Here is a 26,080-nt window from a genome sequence, read left to right as displayed (position 1 = left end):
ATCAACAAACTTGGCACACTATTGAGTTCTCAAACAACAGACACATATCGAATACTCGCGGAAACAATTCAAAGAATTTCTATTCCGTATTTCTTCGCTGCGATGTTTTTATCTTATTTCATTCATATTCACTTTTGCAAATCCGGTAATTTTCCCGGAATTCACTCGGTGGAATGAATCCGCCCAGCAGAATAAGAAGCAATTTCTCCAAGTCCGCGTAATCCGCGGCAAGAATTGCTTCTCATTAGTTGGGGGTTTGTCACCGCTCAGCGGCGGCGACTCAGAAAACAATACACGCCCCCCGGCAGCCGTGCAAATCGGCTGCCGAAGGGCGTGCATGAAGGTCCGGAAGGTGCTAGGGAACCAGCACTTCAACGGTGGCAAGGTTCTTCTTGCCCCGGCGCAGCAACAGGTACTGCCCGTGCAGAAGTTCGGATTCGGAAATCACGGCTTCAGGATCGGACACCTTCTCGTTGTTCACGTAGGCGCCGCCCTCCCCCACAGTTCGGCGTGCAGCGGACTTGCTGTCGGAAAGTCCGGACGCCACCAGCAGGTCCACGATCCCCATTTCATCCACCTGCACGGTGGTCGTGGGAAGTTCGGAAGTGGCCGCCTGGAGGGTCGCCTTGTCCAGCGCGGAAAGGTCCCCGTTGCCAAACAACGCTGCCGACGCGGCAATCACCTTCTCGGTGGCTTCCACGCCGTGCACCAGTGAGGTCACTTCGAAAGCGAGCTTCCGCTGGCCTTCCCTGGCGAACGGACGCTCGGCCACGGACACGGCAATCTCTTCGATCTGCGCACGCGTGAGGAAGGTGAACACCTTGAGCCGGTCCACCACATCGGCATCTGCCGTATTGAGCCAGAACTGGTAGAAGGCGTAGGGGCTGCACATGCCGGCGTCGAGCCAGATGGCATTGCCTTCGCTCTTGCCGAACTTGGTTCCGTCCGAGTTGGTGATCAGCGGCGTCCCCAGGGCGTGCACGCTCTTGCCCTCCACCTTGCGGATCAGTTCGGTGCCGCTGGTGAGGTTGCCCCACTGGTCCGAGCCACCCGTCTGCAGCACACAGCCGTAATCGCGGTACAGCTGGAGGTAGTCCATGCCCTGCAGGATCTGGTAGCTGAACTCCGTGTAGCTGATGCCCTCGTCCGAGTTCAGTCGCGATGCCACGGCGTCCTTGCGCAGCATGGTGCCCACCCGGAAGTGCTTGCCCACTTCCCGCAGGAAGTCGATGGCGCTCAAGGGCGCCGTCCAGTCCAGGTTGTTCACCATCCTGGCAGCGTTGTCCCCGTCGAAGCTGAGGAAGCGCTGCACCTGGGCCTGGAGATAGCCGACCCACTCCGCCACGGTGTCCTTGGTGTTCAACGTGCGTTCCGCCGTCGGACGCGGGTCACCGATCATGCCGGTGGAGCCGCCCACGAGCCCGAGCGGCTTGTGGCCGGCGAGCTGGAGGCGGCGCATGACCAGCAGCTGGACCAGGTTGCCCAGGTGCAGGCTCGGCGCGGTGGGATCGAAGCCGCAATAGTACGTAACGGGCCCGTTGGCGAGGAGCTTTTCCAGCTCTGCTTCGTCGGTGGAGACATGGACCAGCCCACGCCACTTCAGTTCCTGCCAAATGTTGGCGAAAGTGGGGTCGTTGCGCTGCGGTTCGAGGTTGTTCAGTTCTGGCACGCTTCCTAAGTTAGCAGTAACGCCGAAGGCCCTGTCAGCCGGCAATCCCGGCGGGTACGGGTTGGGCCGCGATCAGGCGCAGCCGCTGGGTGGCGCGGGTCATGGCCACGTAGAGATCCCCTACCTTGCCGTGTTCGTGGTTGAGCATGGTGGATGGTTCCAGGACCACGACGCCGTCGAACTCCAGGCCCTTGGCCTCGCGGGGGCTGATGACCACGATGTCCTGTTCGTAGCTCCCGGCCCCGCTGCCGATCCGTCGCCCATACACGGCGCGCAAGGCTGCCGTAGCCTGGGGCAGGAGGTCACCGTCGGCAATCACGGCGAGCAGGCCGCCGTCGAGCGCCCCAAGTTCCTCCGGAAGAACCTCAACGAGCCGGTCCACCACGGCGCCGGCCGCAACTTCGTCGATGATGGGTTCCCAGCGCCCCTCGCGGACAGCCTTAGGGGCGGAAACCACCAGGCCCGCCGCGTTGGCCATCCTGACGGCAGCCTCCGCGATCTGGGACGGAGTGCGGTAGTTGACGGTCAGTTCCTCCAGCTGCCAGCGGTCACCGAACATCGGGGCCAGCGCCCCCTGCCAGGAGTTGGCGCCGGCCACGGAGCTGGTCTGCGCGATGTCACCCACGATGGTGAACGACTTCAGGGGGCACCGCCGCACCAGCAGCCGCCACTGCATGGGCGACAGTTCCTGGGCCTCATCCACCACGATGTGTCCAAACGCCCAGGTGCGGTCGCTCGTGGCGCGCTCGGCGGCGGTCTGCCGGGATTCCTGCTCCCGGTTCTGCTCTGCAAGCTCCTCCGCGGACATCAGCGGGTCCACGCCGGCGGCCTGCATATTGACCAGGGTCTGCTTCGCGTTGGCGAGGTCCCTGGCACGGTCGTGCTCCTGCTGTGCCAGCCCGCGCCCGGCAGCCGGGTCCAGCTCGCCGAGCAGTTCGGCGGCCTCGTCAAGCAGCGGGACATCCGCTTCGGTCCACGGGGCGTCGGCCGGGCGCTGCAGGAGGGCCCGCTGGGCCGGGGTCAGGTTGGGGGTGCAGAACTCCAGGATTTCCGGCTTGCTGAAGAGGTCGGAGATCAGCTTCTCCGGCGTCATGGGCATCCAGCACAGGTTCAGGGCGATCCGCACGTCCCGGGCGGTCCGCACATCCTCGGCCAGGTAGGAGCGGTCGGCGTTGTTGCCGATGTTCCCGGCTTCGACCAGTTCGGTCATTTGCTCGGTCAGCTCGCGCAGCAGGATCTTCACGAACGTCACACGGGCTTCGTTGTACGGCTTCCCGGTGGCGCGGGCACGTTCCCGGGCACGGCGCACCTGCCGCGGCGTCAGGGTGAGTTTGCGCCCGTCCACCTCCAGGATCCGGTTCTGCGCTGGGACGCGCATGCGGTTGGACACGGCGTTGGCCACGATGGCAGCCATGTCCAGGCGGCCCTTGATGGCGGCCACGTCCGCGTCCGTTTCGGGTACGGCGTTGATCCCGGGCATCAGGCGGCCCAGGCTGGCCATGACCACGCCGGTCTCACCGAGCGAGGGCAGCACGCGTTCGATGTACTTCATGAACGACGACGACGGGCCCACCAGCAGCACGCCCGCACTCTTGAGCCGGTCACGGTGGGTGTAGAGCAGGTAGGCGGCACGGTGCAGGGCAACGGCAGTCTTGCCCGTGCCCGGGCCGCCCTGGACCACGACCGCACCGGAGATGGAGGAGCGGATGATGCGGTCCTGCTCGGACTGTATGGTGCTGACGATGTCAGACATGCGGCCGGTCCGCTTGGAGTTCAGCGCGGCCAGGAGGGCACCTTCGCCCTGGAGCGATTCGTCATCGGTGAGCATGGCGGCGTCCAGCACATCGTCCTCGATGGCTTTCACTTCGCGTCCCTGCAGGATGAGGTGGCGGCGCCGCCGCACGCCCTGGCGGTCGAAGGCGGTGGCCTGGTAGAAGTGCCCGGCTTCGGGCGCACGCCAGTCCACCATCAGCCGCTGCAGGTCCTCGGTGGTGAGGCCGATGCGGCCAATGTACTGCGCTTCCCCGGAGTCCAGGTCCAGGCGGCCGAAGACCAGCCGGTCATCCACAGCATCCAGCTGCGCCAGGCGGTCCTCATACAGTGCGGCAAACGCGTCACGTTCCGAAACGTTCTGCATGGTGCCCACGGCTCCCGCACGGCGGACCTGCGCCAGCTGGCCGCGCTTCTCCTCCCGGAGTTCCTCCAGCCGGGCATACAGGCCGGCTACATACTCCCGTTCGTGGGCCAATTCGGCGTCGTGCATTAACGTTCCCCTATCGCGAAAGACAGACCGTCCATTCTACAACCATTTCCGTTAACGCTGGTGAAACCCCGGTGGCTCGCCAGCCGGTCTGCGGATCCGCTGCTTCGCCGCCTTGTACTTGGAAACGGTGGGGTCCCCGGCAAGCCAGAACCGCCAGGCGTACTCCTCCGAACCCCCGGCGCCCGCCACGCCCACGCGCGGGCCGGAAGTGACCGGCCCTCGGGGTCCGGATGGAAGCTCCAGGGCGAACGGCGGCGCCAGCGCGTCCCGGCCGCTGTCCGCCGTCGTCAACCCCAGTGCTTTGGCAAGGCGGGCCGGACCGCTGGCCAGGTCGGCCAGGCTTTTCGACGTCGGGCGGCGGCGCTGTGCCAGCTCGATGCCTTCCACCACCTCCCCCGCCCGCAGCAGCAGCGCGGACGCGACGCCGGCCGGACCGCAGACGATATTGGTGCAGTGGTGCATGCCGTAGGTGAAGTACACATAGAGGTGCCCGGCTGGGCCGAACATGGGGGCGTTGCGGGGCGTGGGGCCGCGGTAGGTGTGCGAGCCGGGGTCCGGATGCAGCGAGTCCTCGGGCCCCATGTAGGCCTCCACCTCGGTGAGTCGGACGGACACGGCGCCATCCCGGGATTCGTGGTTCAGCACGGCACCGAGCAGCTGCGGGGCCAGCTCCCGGGCGTCTGCGGACAGGAATTCCCGCAGTGCTTCCATTGCCCCAGTGCTTTGGTTCATTGCTTGACCTTACCCAGATGCTGCCGGTTTCATCTGCGTGGCCAAGGCCCCGGCGCGAGATTTTCCGCCCCCACGGCCATGTCCGATTTCCGCTAGTACCGGTACGTCTCCACTGGCAGGATGGAGGAATGGACTTCTGGCAGCGCTACCGGGCAATCGATGCCCGCGATCCCCGGTTCGACGGCCAGTTCTTCACCGCCGTCCGCAGCACGGGGATCTACTGCCGGCCCTCGTGCCCCGCCCGCACCCCTAAAGCATCGAATGTGACGTTCTACGAGACCTCGGCCGCCGCGCACGAAGCCGGCTACCGCGCCTGCAAGCGGTGCCTGCCGGAGGCGGTCCCGGGCACTCCGGCCTGGAACGTCCGGCAGGATATTGCGGGCAGGGCCATGCGCCTCATCAATGACGGCGTGATCAACCGGGACGGGGTGGGCGGCCTCGCTGCCCGCCTGGGCTATTCGCCGAGGCAGCTCAACCGTATTTTGGGCCAGGAACTCGGCGCCGGGCCGCTGTCCCTGGCGCGTGCAGCCCGGGCCCAGACCGCCCGCACGCTGCTGGTGTCCACCACGATGAAGCTTGCGGACGTCGCATTCGCGGCCGGCTTCAGCAGCGTGCGGCAGTTCAACGAGACCATCGCCGAAGTGTTCGACATGACACCCACAGCCCTGCGCAAAACCGTCCGCCACCCGGGGTCCGGCGGCACCACCACACTGGTATTGGGCCTGCCGTACCGCCCACCGTTCGATCCGGGCATCTTTTCCTTCCTGGCCGTCCGTGCCATCCCGGGGATCGAGGAGGGCACTTCCACCTCCTATGCCCGCACGCTGAGGCTCCCCCACGGTGATGCCCGTTTCCGGGTGGAGTACGACGACGGCGCCCGGGGGCGGCCGCTGACCCTCACCGTCGGCGCGGTTGACCTGCGCGACCTGCCCGTGCTGCTCAGCCGCGTGCGGAGGCTCTTTGACCTCGACGCGGACCCGGAGGCGATCGATGGGACCCTGGCCGCCGACCCACGCCTGGCCACCTCCGTCCGCGAAGCTCCGGGGATGCGGCTGCCGGGCGCCCTGGATCCACAGGAACTGCTGGTCCGCGCCATGGTGGGCCAGCAGATCACCGTGGCCGCGGCCCGGACGGCATTGACCCACCTGTCGGCTGCGGGCAGTCCCGCCGGTGCACCCGGAGACCGGCTGGACCGGTTGTTCCCCACTGCCGCGGAGATCGCGGCGGCAGGACACCTGCTCCGTGGTCCGAGGCGCCGGACCGAGTCGCTGCTTCATGCTGCGAACGCGATGGCCGGCGGGAGCCTGGAGTTCGGGTACGGCGACGACCTCCCCGGCCTCACCGCGGCACTGTTGCCGCTTCCCGGCGTCGGGCCTTGGACAGTGGGGTACGTCGCCATGCGGGTCCTCGGCGCCCCGGACATCTTCCTCGCCAACGATGCCGCGGTCCGGAACGGGATACGCGCCCTCGATAATGGTGGGAGTGCCTTGAGCCCGGACTTCCGGGAGACCAGCCCGTGGCGCTCCTACGCCACCATGCACCTTTGGCGTGCCGCTGCCCGGCCTGCCGCCACAACCACCGCTCCTGTGAAAGGGAAGCCATGAAAGCCCAAATGCTGCAGCTGTCCACCTCGGACGGCCCCTTCACCATCCTCGCCCGTGACGGCATGGTCCTCGCCTCGGGCTGGACCGCGGGCCTTCCGGAGCTGCTGGGACAGGTCCATCCGGCGCTGCGCCCGGACGCGGTGGACGAGGTGACAACCCTTGGCGGCATCTCCTCCGCCGTCGAGGCTTTCTACACCGGCGACCCGGCACCGGCCATGGCCGTACCCGTCCTCCAGCAGTCGGGCCCGTTCCGCGCCCATGCCTGGGACGTCCTGCGCCAGGTCAAGCCCGGTTCACCCGTCACGTACAGCGAGTACGCGGCACTGGCAGGCAATCCGCGCGCCGTCCGCGCCGCGGCCAGTGCCTGCGCCTTCAACGCGGCAGCTTTGTTCGTTCCCTGCCACCGCGTCATCCGGACGGATGGCTCATTGGGCGGCTTCCGCTGGGGCCTGCGCATCAAGGAGAGCCTGCTGGCCCGCGAAGCCGCCTGACGCCGGCAGCTCCCCGAACCCGTTGCTCTATCACTTGTGGTCCCTAAAACCCCCGCTTAGGGACCAAAAGTGATGGAGCAACGAATGTCTACTTCGGGTCCGGGATGGCCGAGGCCAGGGCAGCAGGCCCGGCAGGTCGGCGCTGTCGCCGGCGGCGGTGGCCCGCAGGCTGTCCAGGGACGGCGTGCGGCCGGCCAGCCACGCGGCGATGTCGGTGACCATCCCGCTGACGACGACGGTGCTGCCGCCGGCTCCGAGGGACAGGGGCGGCAGTGCCACGGGCTGGAGCACCAGCCGCTTGTCGGCCGGTATCCGTGCGGCGAGGAAGTCGAAGAGGTGGGAGCAGAATTCCCTGCTCCAGGTTTCGGGCCCTGCTCCAGTGTCCAGGTCCGAGGCGTGGATGACCAGTTCCCGCCAAAGCGCCAGGCCGGCGTCGAAAATCACGCCGTCGCGGAACGCGATGCGCGTCTGCCACTCCTCGCCGTCCAAGGCATCGAAGGCGGTGAGCGCCCGCTGCATGGCCGCGGCGACATCGTCCCGGTGCTGCTGAAGGCTGTGCCCGGCGGCAAGATCGATGGCACGGTTACGGCCGTCCACGCCGCCGTCGTACAGCTCCACGGTCTCGCCGCGCAGGCCGTATTCCACCTGGCGGCCCAACGCAGTACAAATACCGGTGATGTGGGCCAGGAGGTGTCCGCGGCTCCAGCCGGGAAGGGTGGACGGAGCGCGTTCGCCACCGTCGGGGATGCGGTCCATGGCGGCGGTCAGCGCCGTGGCGGCCTTGTGCAGCCCAGCCAGCAGGGCGGCAGGAGAAGGAGAGGTCATGCGGCCAGCCTAGCGGAGCCGTCAGGAGAGCGGCCGTCCGTCCGGCCCGACACGGTGGCGCACGTGATGGCCGTCGTTGCTGGCCTGCCAGAACTCGATCTCGACAGGCTGCAGGGCGTAGAGCTGCCAGTGCGGGTTGTCGGTGCCGTCAGCCCTGGGGCGCTCATGCCAGTCAACGGCGGACGCCTCCGTGGACAGTTCGGTCACGGCGCCAGCTACGCGGACCTGACGGCCCAGCCCGGGCCAGTAGAAGTTCATCGCTGCCCGGGGCGACTCCGCCAGTTCCCGGCCCTTGCGGGAGGTGCGGGACGTGGCGAAGTGCCAGCCGTCGTCGTCGATGTTCTTCAGGATCAGCATGCGCGAGGATGGCTGCGGCTTGCCGTTGGCGTCTCCGCCGACCGTGGCCAGGCTGAAGGCATGCGGTTGCCGCTCACCGGCATCCATCGCCTCATCCAGCCACTGTTTGAAGAGCAATGCAGGGTCCTGCGGAGCGTTGTCCGGGTCGAAGCCCGGCAGGTCGGACGGAAAGTCGGGCAGGGTGCGAAGGAACTTGCGGAAGGTTTCGCTCATGGTCCCAGCCTAGCCACAGACACCGAGGGCCCCGGGGGAATACCCCGGGACCCTCGGCAACAATGCTTCCTACCCGGCGTACTCCCGCACGCCGGCCAGCTCGCCTTCCAGTGCGGCCAGCTGGCGTTCGACGGCGGCCGGCGCCGTTCCGCCCTGGGAGTTGCGGCTGTTGAGCGAACCCTCGGTGGAGAGGACTGTGCGGACCTCGGGCGTGAGGTGCTCCGAGATCGCCGCGTACTCTTCGTCGGTCAGGTCCCACAGCTCAACGCCGCGGGACTCTGCCTGCTTCACGGCGGCACCGGAGAGCTCATGCGCCTCGCGGAACGGAACGCCCTGGCGGACCAGCCACTCGGCGATGTCCGTGGCCAGCGCGAAGCCCTGCGGGGCCAGCGACTCCATCCGCTCAGTGTTGAAGGTCAGGGTGGCGATCATGCCGGACACGGCCGGGAGCAGCAGCTCCAGGGTGTCGGCGGCGTCGAACACCGGTTCCTTGTCCTCCTGCAGGTCTCGGTTGTAGGCCAGCGGCAGGCCCTTGAGCGTGGCCAGCAGCCCGGTGAGATTGCCGATCAGGCGCCCTGCCTTGCCGCGGGCCAACTCGGCAACGTCCGGGTTCTTCTTCTGCGGCATGATCGAGGACCCCGTGGAGTACGAATCATCCAGCGTGACGAAGGAGAACTCCTTGGTGGCCCAGAAGATGACTTCCTCGGAGATCCGGGACAGGTCCACGCCGATCATCGAGCAGACCCAGGCGAACTCGGCGAAGACGTCGCGGGAGGCGGTGCCGTCGATCGAGTTGTGCACGGCGGAAAAGAACCCGAGGTCGGCGGCCACGGCCTCCGGGTCCAGGCCCAGCGAGGACCCGGCCAGCGCGCCCGAGCCATACGGTGAAACCCCGGCCCGCTTGTCCCAGTCCTGAAGCCGCTGCACGTCGCGCAGCAGGGCCCACGCGTGGGCCAGGAGGTGGTGGCTGAGCAGGACCGGCTGCGCGTGCTGCAGGTGGGTGCGGCCAGGCATGGCGACACCATGGTGTGCCTTGGCCTGCTCCACCAGCGCATCCACCGTGGCCAGCACGCCACGGGCGATGATCCGGGCGTGGTCGCGCAGGAACATGCGGCCCAGGGTGGCCACCTGGTCGTTGCGGGACCGGCCGGCCCGGAGCTTGCCGCCCAGCTGGGCGCCGGCCCGCTCGATCAGGCCACGCTCCAGCGAACCGTGCACGTCCTCATCGGACTCCGCCGGCAGGTAGGCGCCGGAGGCCACGTCCTCGTCCAGCTTGGTGAGGGCTTCCAGCATGCCCTGCAGCTCGGCGTCGTCCAGCAGCCCGGCCTTGTGGAGCACGCGGGCGTGCGCCTTGGACCCGGCGATGTCGTAGCGGGCCAGCCGCCAATCGAAGTGCGTGGACTTGCTCAGCGCCGCGAGGGCGTCCGCGGGACCGCCGGCGAACCGGCCGCCCCACAGCGCACCTGCGTTCGTTGCCTCGGTTTTCTGCTCAGCCACGCGGGCTACTCCCCTGCGACGCGGATGTCGCGGCCGGAGGCAACCTTGGCGGACATGCCCCACAGCTCGATGAAGCCCTTGGCCTGGGACTGGTCGAAGGTGTCGCCGGTGTCGTAGGTGGCCAGCGAGAAGTCGTACAGCGAAGTGTCCGAGCGGCGGCCGTTGACGATGGCCTGGCCACCGTGCAGGGTCATGCGGATGTCGCCGGAGACGTACTTCTGGGTGTCCTCGATGAACGCGTCCAGGGAGCGCTTCAGCGGGGAGAACCACTGGCCGTCGTAGACCAGCTCGGCCCAGCGCTGCCCAACGGTGGCCTTGAAGCGGGCCTGCTCGCGCTCGATGGTGATGTCCTCGAGGTGCTTGTGCGCGGTGATCAGTGCCATGGCGCCGGGGGCCTCGTAGATTTCGCGGGACTTGATGCCCACGAGGCGGTCCTCGACGACGTCGATGCGGCCCACGCCCTGGGCGCCGGCGCGGCGGTTCAGTTCCTTGATGGCCTGCAGTGGGGTGACCTTGACGCCGTCGATCGCGACGGGCACGCCTGCTTCGAAGGAGATGGTGACCTCATCCGGTGCCGGCGGGAACTCCGGGGTGGCGGTGTAGTCGTAGATGTCCTTGGTGGGAGCGTTCCAGATGTCCTCGAGGTAGCCGGTTTCGACGGCGCGGCCCCAGACGTTCTGGTCGATCGAGTACGGGTTCTTCTTGGTGGTCTCGATGGGCAGTCCCTTTTCCTCGGCGAAGGCGATGGCCTTGTCGCGGGTGAGGGCGAGGTCACGGACCGGTGCGATGCACTTCAGGTCCGGGCCCAGGGTCTGGATGCCCACTTCGAAGCGGACCTGGTCGTTGCCCTTGCCGGTGCAGCCGTGGGCCACGGTGGTGGCGCCGAATTCGCGGGCAGCCTTCACCAGGTGCTTGACGATGACCGGGCGGGAGATGGCGGACACCAAAGGGTAGTGGCCCTGGTAGAGGGCGTTGGCCTTCAGGGTGGGCACGCAGTATTCGTTGGCGAACTCATCCGATGCGTCGGCGACGTAGGCTTCGACGGCGCCGCAGCCCAGGGCGCGCTGGCGGATGGTTTCCAGCGATTCGCCGCCCTGTCCGACGTCGACCGCCACGGCGATGACCTCGGCACCGGTGGCTTCACCGATCCAGCCGATGGCGACGGACGTGTCCAGGCCGCCGGAGTAGGCCAGCACAATGCGTTCAGTCACTTTAAATGCTCCTTGTTGGGGGTGGGTTGATTCGTTGTCTTCAAGCTTATTGCCCGGCTTCCTCAGCCAGTTGCAGGAAGCGGGCGGCGAGGTCCGGGCCACCCAGCGGGTCACGGGAAACCAGCAGGACGGTGTCGTCGCCGGCGATGGTGCCCAGGATGGACGGCATCACCGAGTGGTCGATGGCCAGGGCCAGGAAGTTCGCGGCCCCCGGCGGTGTCCGGAGGACTGCGATGTTGGCGGAGGCTTCGGCAGTGACCAGCAGTTCGCTGCACAGCCGCGCGAGCCGGGCATCCAGGATCTCCTGGGTGACGCCGCTCTTGGCACCCCGTTCGCCGCCCTCGCCAGGGACGGCGTACACCAGGACACCTTCCTTCCCGCGGACGCGGACGGCCCCCAGCTCCACGAGGTCGCGGGACAGCGTGGCCTGGGTGACCTGCACGCCGTCGTCCGCCAGCAACGCCGCGAGTTCCGCCTGGGAACGCACGGACTGCCCGGTGAGGATCGCGGTGATGCGCGCCTGCCGGGCTGTCTTGGTGGCCGGGCTGGTGCCCGGGGAGGACGGCTGGGCGGACACTAGAACGTGCTCTCCCCAGTGCCCTCGACGGGGGAAAGACCGTCCACGAACGCAAGGCCGGAACGGTGCATCAGCCAGGCCATCAGCGCCTTCTGGGCGTGGAGGCGGTTTTCCGCTTCGTCCCAGACGATGGACTGCGGGCCGTCGATGACGTCGGCGGAGATTTCGTAGCCCCGGTAGGCGGGCAGGCAGTGCAGCACGACGGCGTCATCCGCAGCCAGTGCCATGGCGTCGGAGTCCACGGAGTAGTCCCGGAACAACTGCATCCGGGCCTCCTTTTCCGCCTCCTGCCCCATGGAGACCCAGGTATCGGTGGCGACGACGTCTGCGCCCTGGAGGGCCTCTTTGGCGTCACTGGTGATCAGCACCGAGCCGCCGCTTTCCGCCGCGCGTTCCTCGGCAGCAGCCACAATTTCAGCGGCCGGCAGGTAGCCCTCGGGTCCGGCGATGCGGACGTGCATTCCGGCGGTCACCCCGGCCAGGAGGTAGGAGTTGGCCATGTTGTTGGCGGCATCGCCCAGGTAGCTCATGGTGAGCCCCTTGAGCTGGCCCTTGTGCTCCTTCACAGCCAACAGGTCGGCCAGCAGCTGGCACGGGTGGTAGTCGTCGCACAGGGCGTTGATGACGGGCACTTTGGAGTTCTCCGCCATGGCCACGAGGCCGGCATGCGCCCCGGTGCGCCACACGATGGTGGAGACCATGCGTTCGAGCACCTTGGCGGTGTCCTCCACGGATTCCTTGTGCCCGATCTGCGCTTCTCCCGGATTGATGATGAGGGCGTTGCCGCCCATGTCCGCAACGCCGGTGGCGAAAGAGACGCGGGTCCGGGTGGAGGTCTTGTCGAAGATCACGGCCACGGTCTTGCGGCCGCTGCCTTCCGCGGCGTAGGGCTGCACGCTGTAGGGGGCCGCCTTCATGCGGGCGGCGAGGTCCAGCACCTCTGCCTGCTCGGCGGGGCTGAGGTCGGTGTCCTTGAGGAAGTGCCGGGTTGCGGTGGTCACTGGGCGTCCTTAGCTGCTTGGAGGATTGCCGGGAAGGCGGCGAGGAAGGTGTCTGCCTGCGCCTCGGTGAGGATCAGCGGCGGGGCCAGGCGGATAGTCCGCGGGCCGGGGCTGTTGATGATGAAGCCCGCATCAAGGGCGGCCTGCACGGCGGCGGGCGCAACGTCGGCATCGAGGTCGAAACCGATCAGGAGCCCTTCGCCCCGGACCTCGGTCACGCCCGGAATGGCAGCGAGCCCGGAGCGCAGGTGCTCCCCCACCGCGACGGCGTTTGCGAGCACGTTCTGGCTTTCCAGGGCGTGCAGGGTGGCCAGTGCGGCAGCGGTGGCAACAGGGTTGCCACCGAAGGTGGTGCCGTGCTGGCCCGCGGAGAGCAACGACGACGTCTGCTCGCCAAAGGTGATCAGGGCACCGATGGGGAAGCCTCCGCCGAGTCCCTTTGCCAACGTGACGGCGTCGGGGACGATTCCTGCATCCTCGCTGGCGAGCCACTTGCCGGTCCGTCCGATGCCCGTCTGGACTTCGTCGAGGATCAGCAGGGCTCCGGCCTTGCTCGTGGCCTCGCGGGCAGCTTTGAGGTAACCCGGCGGCAGCGGCCGGACGCCCGCTTCACCCTGGATCGGCTCCAGGAAGACGGCGGCAACGGTGTCGTCCACTGCCGCCTCCAGCGCCGTGATATCACCGAACGGGATGTGCACCACCCCGCCGGGCAGCGGCTCGAACGGTGCCCGGTAGGCTTCTTTGGCCGTGAGGGCCAGCGCACCCATGGTCCGGCCGTGGAACGCGCCTTCGAGGGCGATGATCTTCGTCCGCTTGGTATCGCCGGTGCCGGTGTTGCGGCGCGCGAGCTTGAAGGCGGCCTCGTTCGCTTCCGTGCCGGAGTTGCTGAAGAACACCTTCGACCCTGCCGGCGCGTGGGTCAGCTCCAAAAGTTTCTCGGCCAGAGCCACCTGAGTGGGGCTGGTGAAGAAGTTGGAGACATGGCCCAGGGTGGCCAACTGGCTGGAAATGACCGAGGTGACGAACGGGTGGGCGTGGCCCAGGGCGTTGACGGCGATGCCGCCCAGCAGGTCAAGATATTCCTTGCCGTCCGCGTCCCAGACCAGGCAGCCGGCACCGCGGACCAGGATCCGCTGCGGCGTCCCGAACACGTTCATGAGGGAGCTCGAGTAGCGGGAAAGCCACTCGGAGCCGGCGTGGCCGGTAGTCTCCACCAACTCATTCACTGATGATTTTTCCACGGTGTTCATCCGTTGATCTCCTCGTCCGGGACTACCTGGGTGCCGATGCCCGCCGTCGTGAATGTTTCAAGCAGCATGGAGTGTGCCAGGCGCCCATCCACGATGTGTGCCTGTTCCACGCCCTCGTCGACGGCCTTCAAGCAGGCGGCCATCTTCGGGATCATGCCCGATTCGAGCCTGGGCAACATGTCCCGCAGCTCCGACGCCGTGAGGGAGGAGATCAGGGAAGACTTGTCCGGCCAATTGGCATACAGTCCCTCGACATCTGTCAGGATGACCAGCTTGGAAGCACCCAGCGCCGAGGCGACCGCGGCAGCTGCGGTGTCCGCGTTGACGTTCAGGACCTGCCCCGTGGGCTGGAACCGCGCGGTGCCCGCCACGCCGTCGCCGCCGTCGACGATCTCCGGGGCCACCGTGGAGATCACGGGGATCCGCCCGGCCGCGAGGATGTCCACGATGCCTGCGGGGTCGACGCCGACCACCTCGCCGACCAGTCCCAGATCCACGTCTTCACCGTCCACCACGGTCCCGGTCCGGACGGCGCGGAGGAGGCCGCCGTCTTCGCCGGACATGCCGACGGCGTAGGGTCCGTGGGAGTTGATCAGGCCCACCAGTTCGCGGCCCACCTGGCCGGTGAGGACCATGCGGACTACGTCCATGGCTTCGGGGGTGGTGACGCGCAGGCCGCCTTTGAACTCGGATTCGATGCCCAGCCGGCCCAGCATGGAGTTGATCTGCGGGCCGCCGCCGTGTACCACCACGGGGTGGATGCCCACGTGGTGGAGGAAAACGATGTCCTCGGCGAAGGCACGCCGGAGTTCGTCGTTGACCATGGCGTTGCCGCCGTACTTGATCACCATGGTGGTGCCTGCGAACCGCTGGATCCAGGGCAGGGCCTCGATCAGGGTTTCTGCTTTGTCCTGCGCAGCGGACATGCTGGTGGTTTCACGCGTCTGGGTGTTCATGGTGTCACTTTCCACAGCGGTCTGGGCCTGGAGGGCAACGCCCTTAGCTGGAGTAGGCGCTGTTTTCGTGGACGTAGTCGTGGGTGAGGTCGTTGGTCCAGATGGTGGCCTCGGCATCGCCTGCCTGCAGGTCGATCTCCACCAGGACCTCGCGGGGTTCCAGGTCCACCAGGCTGCGGTCATCGCCGATGCTGCCGTCGCGGCAGATCTGGACGCCGTTCATGGCGACGTTGAGCTTGTCGGGCTCGAAGGCGGCGTCCGTGGTGCCCACCGCTGAGAGCACGCGGCCCCAGTTGGGGTCCTGCCCGAAGATGGCGGCCTTGAACAGGTTGGAGCGCGCAACCGAGCGGCTGACGGTTTCGGCGTCGGCTTCGCTGGCCGCGTTGAATGTGCGAATGGCGATGTCGTGGCTGGCTCCCTCGGCGTCGGCAATCAGCTTCCGGGCCAGCTCGGCGCAGACCTGCGTGAGTCCGGCGCCAAAGGCCTCTGCCGACGGCACGGCGCCCGAGGCGCCGGACGCCATCAAAACCACGGTGTCGTTGGTGGACATGCAGCCGTCAGAGTCGGCGCGGTCAAAGCTAACGCGGGTGGCGTCGCGGAGGACGACGTCGAGCATTTCCGGCTGGACGTCGGCATCCGTGGTCAGCACCACCAGCATGGTGGCCAGCCCGGGAGCCAGCATGCCGGCGCCCTTGGCGATGCCGCCGATGCTGAATTCCCGGCCGTCGGCGTCGGTGCCGATGAACAGGGCAGACTTGGGCACGCTGTCGGTGGTCATGATGGCGGTACCGGCAGCCGGGCCCCCATCAGTGCTGAGCGCCGCTGCTGCGGCCTCGACGCCCGGAAGGATCTTGTCCATGGGCAGCTGCTCGCCGATCAGGCCCGTGGAGCAGACGAACACGTCGGTCGCAGAGATGCCCAGGACCTCGGCAACTTTTTCGGCGGTGCTGTGGGTGTTCTGGAAGCCGGTGGGCCCCGTGCAGGCGTTGGCGCCGCCCGAGTTCAGGACGACGGCGTCCACGCGGCCGTCGGAGACTACCTGGCGGGACCAGTGCACGGGGGCTGCTGCCACCCGGTTGCTCGTGAAGACGGCGGCAGCGGCCTTGGACGGCCCGTCATTGACAACCAGGGCCAGGTCCGGGTTGCCGGAGGCCTTGAGTCCGGCGGTGACGCCGGCGGCCCGGAATCCCTGGGGTGCGGTGATGGTCACGGGGCTACTCCCTGCAGGTTGAGGCCGGCGGTTTCCGGCAGGCCGAGTGCGATGTTCATGGACTGCACGGCGCCGCCGGCAGTGCCCTTGGTCAGGTTGTCGATCACGCACGTGACGACGACACGCCCCGCGTGGGGGTCGAATGCCACCTGCATGGCCGCGTGGTTGGAACCCACGACAGACTTGGTCGTCGGCCACTGGCCTTCGGGCAGCACGTGCACGAACGGCTCGTCCTCGTACGCTTCGATCCAGGCCAGGCGCAGCTGCGCTGCGGTGGTGCCGGGCTTGACCTTCGCGGTGGCGGTGCTCAGGATGCCCCGGCTCATCGGGGCCAGCGTGGGCGTGAAGGAAACAGTGACTTTCTCCCCCGCCGCATTCGACAGGCCCTGCTCGATTTCCGGTGTGTGCCGGTGCCCGCCACCCACGCCGTAGGGGCTCATGGAGCCCATAACTTCAGAGCCAATCAGGTTGACCTTGGCAGCCTTGCCCGCGCCGGAGGTGCCGGAGGCGGACACGATCACTACGTCGTCGGGTTCCAGCAGGTGGTCAGCGAACCCGGGAGCCAGCGCGAGGAGGGCCGACGTCGGGTAGCAGCCGGGAACGGCAATGCGCGTGGCACCCTTCAAGGCTTCGCGCTGGCCGGGCAGTTCCGGAAGCCCATAGGGCCAGGTGCCGGCATGCGCGGAACCGTAGAACTTTTCCCAGGCGGCAGGGTCTTCGAGCCGGTGGTCAGCGCCGGCGTCGATCACCACTGTCCCTTCGGGCAACTGGGCGGCGATTTCAGCGGAGGCACCATGCGGCAGCGCGAGGAAGACCACGTCATGGCCGGCGAGGTTGGCCACCGTGGTGTCTTCGAGAATCCGGTCGGCCAGCCCGTGCAGGTGCGGCTGCAGCTCACCAAGCCGGGAACCTGCATTGCTGTGGGCCGTGATGGCGCCGATGGTCACGCCAGGGTGCCCCGCAAGGAGGCGCAGGACCTCTCCCCCGGCGTAGCCGCTGGCTCCCGAAACCGCAACAGAAATAGTCATGCTCCGACTATACAGCAATAGTTATGCATTCCTACCGATATTTATGCATGATGAACGTTCTGGCTTCGTGCGGCTCCCACTTGTCGCGCTGCCTGCGGGTGTCCCTAGGATGGTCTCGGCAGCCGGGGCCGGAAACGCCGGGACCCGCGAAAGGAGAGCCATGACGCACGCAATCGTCGCACGGCAGGCAGGCGGACCGGAAGTCCTTGACTATGTGGAGGTTGAGCCCCCCGCTCCGGGCCCCGGCCAATTGCTGATCAAAGTCGGGGCGGCAGGCGTCAATTTCATCGACACCTACAAGCGCAGCGGCACCTATAAAGTTTCCTACCCCTTTACTCCCGGATCGGAAGCTGCGGGGACTGTGGAGGCCGTGGGGGACGGCGTGACGGGCTTCGCCGTGGGCGACCGGGTTGCCACCGCTGAAGGCATCGCCTGCTACGCCGATTACGCGCTGGTCGATGAGGACGCCGCGCTGCCGGTCCCGAAAGGCCTGGACGTCTTCACCGCGGCAGCCCTTCCGCTGCAGGGGGTCACGGCGCATTACCTGATGAACTCCACGTTCAAGGTGGAGCCAGGCCACAAAGTCCTGCTGCATGCCGGGGCCGGCGGGGTGGGGCTGCTGCTGATCCAGCTGCTCAAGGCGCGCGGCGCGGAAGTCATCACCACGGTCTCGACTGACGAAAAGGAGCAACTGGCGCGCGACGCCGGCGCAGACCATGTGCTGCGCTATGACGGCTTTGCGGAGCAGGTCAGGGACATCACCAGCGGCACCGGGGTGGACGTGGTGTACGACGGCGTGGGCAAGGACACCTTCGACGGTTCGCTTTCCGCATTGCGGATCCGGGGAATGCTGGTGCTGTTCGGCGCAGCCTCCGGGCCTGTCCCGCCGGTTGACCCGCAGCGCCTCAACTCAGGGGGTTCCCTGTTCCTGACGCGCCCCACCGTGGGCCATTACCTGCGGGATGCGGCCGAGCGGCGCTGGCGCTCGGACGACGTGTTTGCCGCCGCTGCCGACGGCAGCCTGAAGGTCCGGATCGGCGCGCGCTACCCCCTCAGCCAGGCCGGGCAGGCCCACCGCGATCTTGAGGGCCGTAAGACCACCGGGAAGGTCCTGCTGGTTCCGTAGGCACCGGCCAACAAAAAGTCCCCGCAACCGTCGAAGGTTGCGGGGACTTTTGGCGTCCGGTAGGGACTCCGCCTACCGCTGGACAGCTCCGAAGCGTTCGGCTGCCAGCGCAACCGCGCCTTCACGCGCCGCCGAGGCTTCATCAGCGGTCAGCGTGCGGTCGGCAGCACGGAACCGCAGGCCGAAGGCCAGTGACTTTTTGCCCTCCTCGATGCCCTTGCCGGCATAGACGTCGAACAGCGCCACATCCTCCAGCAGTTCGCCGGCGCCTTCCCGCAGGGCGGCAAGGACGTCGTCGGCGGGCACGTCGGCCGGGACCACGAGCGCCACGTCCTGGGTGGCCACCGGGAACGTGGAGATGTGGCGGGCCACAATCACGTCGGGCGCGGCCTCGAACAGGGCATCGGCATCGAGTTCCAGTGCCACCGAACGGGCGGGCATATCCGAGGCAGCCAGCAGCTTGGGGTGCAGTTCGCCGGCGTAGCCAACGGTCTCCCCCGTGCGCAGCGCCAGCCGGGCGGTGCGGCCCGGGTGGAACGCCTGGTGGCTGCCCTGGCTGACCACCAGGTCAACGCCCAGCACGTCGCCGGCAAGCCGGGCCACGTCCAGTGCGTCGGCCCAGTCCCATGCGCGGGGCGTGTGGGACGCGGCGGCCGGGGAATCGTGGCCGGTGAGGACCGCAGCGATGTGGAACGGCTGGTTCGGGACACCGTCGTACAGTCCGTCAAGCACCTCATCGGCAGGCTTGGCGCCCAGCGGCGGGATGGCGGCCGTGCCCACAGTCCCCTCGGGCAGGAACACCAGTCCGGATTCGAACAGGGCGAGATCCCGGAAGCCACGGGAGTGGTTGCGCTTGGCCACCTCGATCAGTCCGGGCAGGATGGACGTGCGCAGGAAGCCGTGCTCCTCGCTGATCGGATTGGCCAGCTTGAGGGCGGCCCGCGCCCCTCCTTCATCAGCCACGCCGAAGGTGTCGTTGGCCGCCTTGGAGACGAACGGGTAGGACAGGACCTCGGTGAGTCCGGCGTCGGCCAGTGCCTGGATGAGGCGGCGGCGCTGCTGCTGGACGCGGGTGAGGCCACGGCCCGGAGGGGCCACCGGCAGCGTGGCGGGAATCTTGTCATAGCCCACCAGCCGGGCAATTTCCTCGGTCAGGTCGTCCTTGGTCTCAAGGTCGCTCCGCCAGCTCGGCGGCGTAACGGTCCAGCCGCCGTCGTTCTTCACTACCATGGCGCCAAGGTCCTCGAGAGACGTCACAATCTGCTGCTCAGTGAAGTCGATGCCGATCCGCGCGGCAGCGAAGCCGGCGGGCAGGTCGATGGTGACGGTGTCCGGGGCGGTCCCGACGTCGGTTCCCGCTTCGTCCGCGGTGCCTCCGGCAAGTTCCACCAGGAGGTCCACCACGCGCTGGGCGGCGATGCCCGCCACCTGCCAGTCCACGCCGCGTTCGAAGCGCTTGGACGCCTCGGACGGCAGCTTGTGCCTGCGCCGTGACCGCCCGATGGACACGTCGTCAAAGTGCGCGGACTCGACGAGGATGTTCGACGTCGAATCGCTCACCTCGGTTGCCGCGCCGCCCATGACGCCGGCGATGCCGATGGCGCCGGAGTCGTCGGTGATGAGCAGGTCCTCGGCGTCAAGGGTGCGCTCCTTGCCGTCCAGGGTGGTGATCTTCTCTCCCGCGGAGGCGCGGCGCACCACGATGTCGCCGGAGAGCTTGTCCAGGTCGTAGCAGTGCGTGGGCTGGCCCAGCTCGAGCATGACGTAGTTGGAGATGTCCACCGGCAGCGAGATGGAGCGGATGCCGGCGAGCCGGAGCCGGGAGACCATCCATGGCGGGGTGGGCCGGGTGGCGTCCACGCCCCTGACGGTGCGGGCCACGAACCGGTCGCAGCCGGCCTTGCCGTAGATGGGGGCGTCGTCGTTGAGCTTGACGCCGTAGCCGCCGGACAGTTCGGCCGGTGCCTGGACCTTGGATGCGGGATCCGTGAACGCGGTGCCGGTGGCGTGCGCGTATTCGCGGGCCACGCCGCGGATGGAGAAGGCGTAGCCGCGGTCCGGGGTGACGTTGATTTCCGCGGCCTGGTCGTACAGGCCAAGGAGCTCCATCGCGTCGGTGCCGATTTCCGGGTCCAGCCCGATGCGGGACAGCACCAGGATGCCGTCGTGGTCCTCGCCGATGCCCAGTTCGCGGACCGAGGCGATCATGCCGGCGGACAGGTGTCCGTACGTCTTGCGGGCTGAGATGCGGAAGTCGCCAGGCAGCACGGCGCCGGGAAGCGTGACCACCACTTTGTCGCCCTCAACGAAGTTGTGCGCGCCGCAGATGATGCCCTGAACGCCGGACGGGTCGATGCCGTCCCCGGTGAGGGTCTGTTCCTTGCCTTCGGGGACTACGCGGACCTGGCACCAGTTGATGGTCTTACCGTTGGTCTGCGGTTCCTTGACCAGGCTGAGGACCTGGCCCACCACCACGGGGCCCTGGAGGGTGTCCGTGGGACGGTGGACGGCTTCTTCTTCAAAGCCGACCTTGACCAGGTCTTCCATGACGTCTTCGGCCGTTGCTCCGGCCGGTACTGCTGCGAATTCCCGCAGCCAGGAAAGTGGGATACGCACTGTTAGATCTCCATCCCGAAGTGCTCGCTGAAACGTACATCGCCTTCGATCATGTCGCGCATGTCGCCGACCTCGTTGCGGAACATGAGGGTCCGCTCGATGCCCATGCCGAAGGCAAAACCTGAATAGACGTCCGGGTCGATGCCGGCCGCGCGGAGCACGTTCGGGTTGACCATGCCGCAGCCGCCCCACTCGATCCAGCGGGGACCGCCCTTGGCGCCCGGGTGCCAGATGTCCAGCTCGGCGGAGGGCTCGGTGAACGGGAAGTAGTTCGGGCGCAGCCGGATCTGGGCCTCATCGCCGAACATCTGCCGGGCGAAGTGCTCCAGGGTGCCGCGCAGGTCAGCCATGGACAGCTTCTTGTCGATGGCCAGGCCCTCAAATTGGTGGAACACCGGGGTGTGGGTGGCGTCCAGCTCGTCGGTGCGGAACACCTTGCCCGGGCACAGCACGTAGATGGGCACCTCGCGCTCCAGCATGGAACGGACCTGTACCGGGGAGGTGTGGGTGCGCATCAGCAGGTGCGCCTCGGGCGGCTCGACGAAGAAGGTGTCCTGCATTTCCCGGGCCGGGTGGTCCGGCTTGAAGTTCAGGGCATCGAAGTTGAACCACTCGGATTCCACCTCCGGGCCTTCGGCGATTTCCCAGCCCATGCCGACGAAGATGTCCGCAACCCGGTCCTGCAGGGTGGAGAGCGGGTGGCGGGCACCGGCGCGGCGGCGGCGCGGGGCGGCCGTGACGTCAACGGTTTCCTCCACCAGGATCCGTGCGTCGTTTTCAGCCTCCAGCACTTCGGCGCGATCGGCGAGCGCCTTGTTGACCTTGCCGCGGGAGGCACCCATCAGCTTTCCGGCGAGCGCCTTCTGGTCCTTGGGCAGCCGGCCAATTTCACGGTTGGCAAGGCTGAGCGGGGACTTCTCACCGCTGTGGGCAAGGCGCACCGCCTTCAGCTCGTCAAGAGTGGCCGCACCGGCGATGGCGGTGAGGGCCTGGTCTACAGCGGCGTTAATGGCGGCCTCATCCGTGGGGTTCGGAATGGCGGCGCCCGGCAAAGTTTCAGTCATCTACTGTTCTTAGCTACGAGTCGTGGCTGCCGGCGGTCGGGGCAACCGTGCGCGGTGTCCCGCGCGGCGCGTCCGTCGCCGGCAGGTCATGGATGAATACCGAACGTCAGTGGCATTCAATGACCAGGTCAGGGCTCACCGGCAGGACCGGCGGCCACTGCCCTCCAGTCTAGTTGAACCCTCCGGTTACCATGGCCTCATGACTTTGCGGCGGCGGGCGGGTTCCTTTCAGGGCACGACGACGGCCCAACGGCTCAGGCGGGCAGCAAACCTCCTCAACGGAAGCACCCTGGCCGGGCTCGCCGTCGCCCTGGCTGCCCGGACGCGGATCAGCCGTGGACCGCGCGGGATGATCATCGCCGCGGAATACCGATGGCGGCTGCCATTTGCGCAGGCCTACACCCTGGGCAACGTGGTGCTGTGCCGCGGCACAGCCCGGGACCTGTTGTCCCAGCCGGCACTCCTGGGGCATGAGGAAAGGCACTGCAGCCAGTATGCGTGGTGCCTGGGGCTGCCGTTTATTCCGCTGTACCTGGCGGCTGCCGGCTGGTCCGTGCTGCGCGCCGGCAATCCGGGAACGGCGAACATTTTTGAGCGGCGGGCCGGGCTTGCCGCCGGCGGATACCCCTTGGCGGGAAGGCGGATGTGATGGTCCGGGACGCCCATGTGGAAGTCGGCGCGGGAACGGTCACTGCGACGGGAACCGGATGGGCCGAAGCCGCCCCTGATCTGATGCTTGTCTCCGTAGGCGTTGAGTGTCGCGCCGGCTCGGTGGAGGAAGCCTTCGCAGCGGCCGGAGGGGCGCTGGCTGCAGTGGGCGCGGCGCTTCGAGACCGCGGCGTGGCCTCCGCCGATATCCAGTCTGCAGGGCTCAGCGTCCGCGCGGACCTCGCCTGGCGGGACGGCGAAGGCCAGAAACTCGTGGGCTATGTGGCTGGCGGCAGCCTTATGGTGAGGCTGCGGGATATGGGCAGCGCATCGAGCATCGTTTCCCGGGCCGTGGCGGCGGCCGGGGACTCTGCCCGGCTCAACAGCCTGCAACTGGTCCTCTCCGACGACTCCGCAATCCGGGCACAGGCCAGGGACTCCGCCTGGCAGGACGCGCTCCGCACCGCCGGACAGTACGCCGCCCTGGCCTCCGGCACCCTAGGAAGGGTGCTGTCCATGGCAGACCAGCACCACACTCCGGGACCCATACCGGTGGCGGGACTGCAGCGGGCGTCAGCCACCGAGTCCATCCCGGTTGAACCGGGCCTGAACCGGGTTGAGGCAACAGTGACAGTCACTTGGGAGTTGCGGCACTAGCGTGCCAGGCTTGACTTCGATTCGAACATGTTTTCGAATGGAGGCATGAGATGGGAAGCGCAAGCCCTGGTGCCCACGCCCGACCCCACAGCGGCGGCCGCTCCGGCGCTGCTTCCGCTGGCCGGCCTGGTCCGCTCCGTCACCACGCCGGAGTTCGCCGGCATCACGTTCCACGAGGTCACCGCCAAATCGGTCCTGAACCGGGTGCCGGCGGGATCGAAGATGCCGTTCGAATGGACGGTTAATCCATACCGCGGCTGCAGTCACGCCTGCGTCTACTGCTTTGCCCGCAAGACCCACACCTACCTGGATTTCGACGCCGGCAGGGACTTCGACAGCCAGGTGGTGGTGAAAGTCAACGCGGCGGAGGTCCTCCGCAAGGAACTGAACAAGGCATCCTGGACCCGCCAGCAGGTGGCGCTGGGCACCAACACCGATCCCTACCAGCGGGCCGAGGGGCGGTACCGCCTCATGCCGGGAATCATCAATGCGCTGGCGGAGTCGGGCACTCCCCTGTCCATTCTCACCAAGGGAACACTGCTGGCGCGCGACATTCCGCTGCTCAAGAGCGCTGCCACGCAGGTCCCGGTGGGGCTCGGCATTTCCCTCGCGATGACGGATGAGGCCCTCTCGGAAGCGATCGAGCCCGGCACTCCCGGGCCCCGCGCACGGCTCCGGCTGGTGTCCCGGCTCCGCGAAGCCGGTTTGCCCTGCGGCGTCATGGCCATGCCCATCCTCCCGTGGCTTTCCGATAGCGACGAAGCCCTCGATGCGCTGTTCGGCTCCCTGGCGGCCGCCGGTGCCACCGGGGTTACCGCCGGGGCGCTGTACCTGAAGCCGGGAACCAAGGACTGGTTCATGAAGTGGCTCGCCGCCAACCATCCCGAGCTGGCCGGCCGTTACCGGCGCTTGTACGGGACCGGCTCATATGCGTCTAAGGAATACCGGATGTGGCTGGCCGGCAGGGTCCGTTACTTCAAGGCACGCCACGGCTTTTCACATTCCTCCGGCTTCAGCCACCGGGACCTGGACAACCGGGACCTGGACGATCCCCGGGTGGAGGAGGCCCAGTACCCGGCAGGCGTCATTCCGGCCCCGGCGTCCGGGGGTTCCCGCTGTGACGCTGCCGCTCCAGGGCCGCCCGGCCAGGACGCATTGTTCTGACCAGCCGGGTTTGAAGTCTATTCGAGGCGCAGGGGCTCCCGGAGCGTTCCGGCTACCGAGTCCAGCAAGGCGGTCACGATCGGGTAATCGGCCGGGATCCAGGGGAGGCCGAGGACCGCGTCCCGGTCCCGCAGGTCCACCCAGCGCAGTTCATCGTGGTCTTCAAGGGGCAGGGGTTCGCCGCGGGTGGCCTCGGCGAACCAGACCCGCATGCTGGCCCGTTCGTTGAGGGACCAGCCGTCCGTTGTTTCCGCAGCCAGTTCGGAACCCAGCCGCACGTCGATTCCGAGTTCCTCAGCGAGCTCCCGCCTCAGGGCCGTTTCGGGTTCCTCACCGGGTTCCACTTTGCCCCCTGGAAACTCCCACAGCCCTGCCAAGTGCTCCGGCGCGCTCCGCCGAGCCACCAGAAGTGTCTCCGGACGCGCCAGACTGTCCACCACGGCTCCGCCCACTACCTGTATCAGTCCAGTCACCGGATCATTCTATGGGCCACAATGGGAAGGTCCAGGAACGTCAGTTTACGCCCGTCCGGCCGGAGCGCCGGGAATAGCTCCTGCCTGCCAGGGGTTTCCCAGACTGTCCGGACCGTCCCGCCCCACTGCCGTGGCATCCGTCCCCGTTCCAGATCCACCCTTGACGAGAAGCAGGCATATGAGCAGCGTTATTTCCCCGTCCACGGCAGCCCCCGCCAAGTCCACCAACCTCGGAATGGCCATCTTCGCCCTGGCAATGGGCGGTGTGGGAATCGGCGTCACCGAGTTCACCATGATGGGCCTCCTGAAGGAAGTTGAGCTGGGGCTGGGGATCAGCACGCCGGAAGCCGGGCACCTGATCTCCGCGTATGCGCTGGGAGTGGTGGTTGGCGCTCCCCTGCTGGCCGCCGTCGGCGCCAAGCTCCCCCGAAAGCAACTGGCGCTGGGGCTCCTGTTGTTCTTCACCGTGGCCAACCTTAGTTCCTATATGGCCCCCGACTACGGGTGGATGCTCGTCTCGCGCTTTGCCGCAGGACTGCCGCACGGGGCGTTCTTCGGCGTCGCCGCGGTCATCGCAGCTTCCCTGGTTCCACCCACCCGGCGGGGCTGGGCCATCTCCATGGTCATGGCCGGGCTCAGCGTCTCCAACGTGGTGGGCGTGCCGTTCGCCACGTGGCTGGGACAGACCTTCGGGTGGCGGCTGCTGTTCGTCCTCGTGGGCGCCATTGGCCTGCTGGCCTTGGCCATGGTCTGGAGATTCGTCCCCTTCCAGCACGCGCACCCGGATGCCAGCATCCGGCGCGAGCTCGGTGCCCTCAAGCGGCTCCAGGTGTGGCTTGCGCTCCTTGTGGGCATCGTCGGTTTTGGCGGTTTCTTCGCCACTTATACCTACATCGCCCACACCATGACCGCCGTGGCCGGCATCCCGTCCGCCCTGCTGCCCCTTGTGGTGGCACTGTACGGACTTGGCATGGTGGCAGGGAACATCGTGGGCGGAAGGCTGGCTGACCGGTCGGTCATGGGCACCCTCTACCGGGTCCTCCCTGCCATTGCCGTGGCCCTGGTGGTCTACGCGGTGGCTGCCCACTGGCAGTGGAGCGCCATGGTGATGGTGTTCGTGGTGGGAGCTTCCGGCTCCATGCTGATTCCTGCCCTGCAGACCAGGCTGCTGGACGCCTCGCCCGACGCACCCTCGCTGGCCTCCTCCCTCAACCATGCCGCACTCAATGTCGCCAACGCCTTGGGGGCGTTCCTTGGTGGCCTTGTCATCGCACTCGGCTGGGGCTTCGTAGCCCCTGCGCTGGTGGGCGCCGTCCTCGCCGTCCTCGGTTTCGGCGTCGCCCTCCTCAGCGGCCTGCTGGAACGCAAACGGCCACTGACTGCCTGACCTGCCCGTGCATGGACCATGGGCCGGCGGCCGGCATTTTTACTGGGTCACCACCGGGTCC

The 26,080-nt window shown here is 67.5% G+C and carries 23 protein-coding genes; 7 read left to right on the top strand and 16 right to left on the bottom strand.

Going from position 1 to position 26,080, the window contains the following annotated elements:
* Positions 1-355: 355 nt before the first annotated feature.
* From tyrS to VXJ37_RS13785, 3 genes are read right to left on the bottom strand one after another with little or no spacing between them, the layout of a single operon-like run.
* On the bottom strand, positions 356-1,669 hold the full coding sequence (tyrS, locus tag VXJ37_RS13795) for a tyrosine--tRNA ligase (protein WP_331323589.1): 1,314 nt from the start codon (positions 1,667-1,669) through the stop codon (positions 356-358).
* A gap of 34 nt (positions 1,670-1,703) precedes the next feature.
* On the bottom strand, positions 1,704-3,932 hold the full coding sequence (locus tag VXJ37_RS13790) for a HelD family protein (protein WP_331323588.1): 2,229 nt from the start codon (positions 3,930-3,932) through the stop codon (positions 1,704-1,706).
* A gap of 51 nt (positions 3,933-3,983) precedes the next feature.
* On the bottom strand, positions 3,984-4,664 hold the full coding sequence (locus tag VXJ37_RS13785) for a DNA-3-methyladenine glycosylase (protein ID WP_331323587.1): 681 nt from the start codon (positions 4,662-4,664) through the stop codon (positions 3,984-3,986).
* Positions 4,665-4,792: 128 nt separating this feature from the next.
* On the opposite strand from VXJ37_RS13785, the gene VXJ37_RS13780 reads away from it, so the two are divergent.
* Both VXJ37_RS13780 and VXJ37_RS13775 read left to right on the top strand, forming a co-directional pair.
* Positions 4,793-6,268: an AlkA N-terminal domain-containing protein gene (locus VXJ37_RS13780; RefSeq protein WP_331323586.1), complete on the top strand. Its 1,476-nt coding sequence runs from the start codon at positions 4,793-4,795 to the stop codon at positions 6,266-6,268.
* Positions 6,265-6,759 carry a methylated-DNA--[protein]-cysteine S-methyltransferase gene (locus VXJ37_RS13775; RefSeq protein WP_331323585.1) on the top strand — a complete coding sequence of 165 codons (495 nt, stop codon included), beginning with the start codon at positions 6,265-6,267 and terminating at the stop codon, positions 6,757-6,759. Before VXJ37_RS13780 ends, VXJ37_RS13775 begins: the two co-directional genes overlap by 4 nt.
* Positions 6,760-6,789: 30 nt before the next feature.
* On the opposite strand, the gene VXJ37_RS13770 is transcribed toward VXJ37_RS13775, so the two are convergent.
* The 10 genes from VXJ37_RS13770 to argC all read right to left on the bottom strand — a co-directional run bounded on the left by VXJ37_RS13770 (position 6,790) and on the right by argC (position 16,884).
* Entirely contained in the window at positions 6,790-7,584 is a 795-nt protein-coding gene (locus tag VXJ37_RS13770) for a maleylpyruvate isomerase family mycothiol-dependent enzyme (RefSeq protein WP_331323584.1), read from the bottom strand.
* Positions 7,585-7,605: 21 nt separating this feature from the next.
* Entirely contained in the window at positions 7,606-8,154 is a 549-nt protein-coding gene (locus VXJ37_RS13765) for a pyridoxine/pyridoxamine 5'-phosphate oxidase (RefSeq protein WP_331323583.1), read from the bottom strand.
* A gap of 69 nt (positions 8,155-8,223) precedes the next feature.
* The gene (gene argH, locus VXJ37_RS13760) at positions 8,224-9,651 is read right to left on the bottom strand and encodes an argininosuccinate lyase (RefSeq protein WP_331323582.1); all 1,428 of its coding nucleotides are present in this window, start codon (positions 9,649-9,651) and stop codon (positions 8,224-8,226) included.
* A 5-nt stretch (positions 9,652-9,656) separates the two neighbouring features.
* Entirely contained in the window at positions 9,657-10,862 is a 1,206-nt protein-coding gene (locus VXJ37_RS13755) for an argininosuccinate synthase (RefSeq protein WP_331323581.1), read from the bottom strand.
* A gap of 46 nt (positions 10,863-10,908) precedes the next feature.
* A complete protein-coding gene (locus VXJ37_RS13750; RefSeq protein ID WP_159632296.1) occupies positions 10,909-11,439 on the bottom strand; it encodes an arginine repressor in 531 nt (176 codons plus the stop codon).
* On the bottom strand, positions 11,439-12,440 hold the full coding sequence (argF, locus tag VXJ37_RS13745; protein WP_331323580.1) for an ornithine carbamoyltransferase: 1,002 nt from the start codon (positions 12,438-12,440) through the stop codon (positions 11,439-11,441). Before argF ends, VXJ37_RS13750 begins: the two co-directional genes overlap by 1 nt.
* Positions 12,437-13,690, bottom strand: a complete 1,254-nt coding sequence (locus VXJ37_RS13740) for an acetylornithine transaminase (protein WP_331323579.1) — start codon at positions 13,688-13,690, stop codon at positions 12,437-12,439. The genes argF and VXJ37_RS13740 overlap by 4 nt, the downstream gene beginning before the upstream one ends.
* Positions 13,687-14,646, bottom strand: coding sequence for an acetylglutamate kinase (gene argB / locus VXJ37_RS13735; RefSeq protein WP_331323578.1), 960 nt, complete (start codon positions 14,644-14,646; stop codon positions 13,687-13,689). Before argB ends, VXJ37_RS13740 begins: the two co-directional genes overlap by 4 nt.
* Before the next feature lie 43 nt (positions 14,647-14,689).
* Entirely contained in the window at positions 14,690-15,856 is a 1,167-nt protein-coding gene (gene argJ / locus VXJ37_RS13730) for a bifunctional glutamate N-acetyltransferase/amino-acid acetyltransferase ArgJ (RefSeq protein WP_331323576.1), read from the bottom strand.
* Positions 15,853-16,884, bottom strand: a complete 1,032-nt coding sequence (argC, locus tag VXJ37_RS13725) for an N-acetyl-gamma-glutamyl-phosphate reductase (RefSeq protein ID WP_331323575.1) — start codon at positions 16,882-16,884, stop codon at positions 15,853-15,855. The genes argJ and argC overlap by 4 nt, the downstream gene beginning before the upstream one ends.
* Before the next feature lie 160 nt (positions 16,885-17,044).
* Between argC and VXJ37_RS13720 the strand changes: the two genes are divergently transcribed.
* A complete protein-coding gene (locus VXJ37_RS13720; protein WP_331323574.1) occupies positions 17,045-18,010 on the top strand; it encodes a quinone oxidoreductase family protein in 966 nt (321 codons plus the stop codon).
* Between the two features lie 72 nt (positions 18,011-18,082).
* On the opposite strand, the gene pheT is transcribed toward VXJ37_RS13720, so the two are convergent.
* Positions 18,083-20,626 (bottom strand): phenylalanine--tRNA ligase subunit beta, encoded by a 2,544-nt coding sequence (gene pheT / locus VXJ37_RS13715; RefSeq protein WP_331323573.1) that lies wholly within the window; start codon positions 20,624-20,626, stop codon positions 18,083-18,085.
* A 2-nt stretch (positions 20,627-20,628) separates the two neighbouring features.
* Positions 20,629-21,690, bottom strand: a complete 1,062-nt coding sequence (gene pheS / locus VXJ37_RS13710) for a phenylalanine--tRNA ligase subunit alpha (protein ID WP_331323572.1) — start codon at positions 21,688-21,690, stop codon at positions 20,629-20,631.
* Between the two features lie 199 nt (positions 21,691-21,889).
* On the opposite strand from pheS, the gene VXJ37_RS13705 reads away from it, so the two are divergent.
* Genes VXJ37_RS13705 through VXJ37_RS13695 form a run of 3 tightly spaced genes read left to right on the top strand, consistent with a single transcriptional unit; the run spans position 21,890 to position 24,159 of the window.
* On the top strand, positions 21,890-22,339 hold the full coding sequence (locus VXJ37_RS13705; RefSeq protein ID WP_331323571.1) for a hypothetical protein: 450 nt from the start codon (positions 21,890-21,892) through the stop codon (positions 22,337-22,339).
* On the top strand, positions 22,339-22,995 hold the full coding sequence (locus VXJ37_RS13700) for an SIMPL domain-containing protein (protein WP_331323570.1): 657 nt from the start codon (positions 22,339-22,341) through the stop codon (positions 22,993-22,995). Before VXJ37_RS13705 ends, VXJ37_RS13700 begins: the two co-directional genes overlap by 1 nt.
* Positions 22,996-23,040: 45 nt before the next feature.
* Complete coding sequence (locus VXJ37_RS13695) at positions 23,041-24,159, top strand: Rv2578c family radical SAM protein (RefSeq protein WP_331323569.1); 1,119 nt, start codon at positions 23,041-23,043, stop codon at positions 24,157-24,159.
* Between the two features lie 17 nt (positions 24,160-24,176).
* On the opposite strand, the gene VXJ37_RS13690 is transcribed toward VXJ37_RS13695, so the two are convergent.
* Positions 24,177-24,632: a (deoxy)nucleoside triphosphate pyrophosphohydrolase gene (locus tag VXJ37_RS13690; RefSeq protein WP_331323567.1), complete on the bottom strand. Its 456-nt coding sequence runs from the start codon at positions 24,630-24,632 to the stop codon at positions 24,177-24,179.
* A gap of 178 nt (positions 24,633-24,810) precedes the next feature.
* Here VXJ37_RS13690 and VXJ37_RS13685 point away from each other — a divergent pair, with 178 nt between their 5' ends.
* Entirely contained in the window at positions 24,811-26,019 is a 1,209-nt protein-coding gene (locus VXJ37_RS13685; RefSeq protein ID WP_331323566.1) for an MFS transporter, read from the top strand.
* The last annotated feature ends 61 nt before the right edge of the window (positions 26,020-26,080 follow it).

This window comes from Pseudarthrobacter phenanthrenivorans (assembly GCF_036455295.1).
Lineage (GTDB): Bacteria > Actinomycetota > Actinomycetes > Actinomycetales > Micrococcaceae > Arthrobacter > Arthrobacter phenanthrenivorans_C.
This window is presented reverse-complemented; position numbering and strand designations above follow the sequence as displayed.